This window comes from Rhodobacter sp. TJ_12, assembly GCF_020023995.1.
Lineage (GTDB): Bacteria > Pseudomonadota > Alphaproteobacteria > Rhodobacterales > Rhodobacteraceae > Rhodobacter.
Map to the genome: position 1 here is coordinate 1 of NZ_NRRD01000067.1, position 621 is coordinate 621.

The following is a 621-nucleotide window of genomic DNA, read 5'->3' on the forward strand; positions in this document are numbered from 1 at the left end:
TTGTGGTCCCGCCCTTCTCTCTGGCGCTTTGTTCAGCGCCAGGCGATGGGCATGGATTTTAGCTGGCAGGTCGCCGCGCAATCCTATCGCGATCTTTACTATCGGTTGAAATAGTTTTCCAGGAATCACTTGTATGAATGCACCTTTTACATATGCATCACCCACACTGAGCATCGAAGCGTTAAAACATTCGATCGCCTACAAGCTGATGTTTACCATAGGTAAAGATCCCGTTATCGCCAACAAGCATGAGTGGCTGAACGCCACGCTGTTTGCGGTGCGTGACCGCCTGGTAGAACGCTGGTTACGTTCCAACCGTGCACAGCTCTCTCAGGAAATGCGCCAGGTTTACTACCTGTCGATGGAGTTTTTGATTGGCCGCACGCTTTCCAATGCACTGTTGTCATTAGGTATTTATGACGATGTCAAAAACGCTCTGGAAGAGATGGGGCTGGATCTGGAAGAGCTGATTGACGAAGAAAATGATCCAGGTTTGGGTAACGGGGGGTTAGGGCGCCTGGCGGCCTGCTTCCTGGATTCTCTGGCAACGCTGGCGCTGCCTGGACGCGGGTATGGTATTCGCTACGATTACGGCATGTTCAAGCAGAACATTGTTGATGG

1 protein-coding gene is annotated in these 621 nt (G+C 51.4%); it reads left to right on the plus strand.

Translation table 11 applies throughout. The features are described 5' to 3' along the window. Nucleotides 1-133: 133 nt before the first annotated feature. A partial coding sequence (locus CKO11_RS17600) for a glycogen/starch/alpha-glucan phosphorylase (protein ID WP_317851831.1) occupies nt 134-621 on the plus strand: 488 nt, incomplete at its 3' end.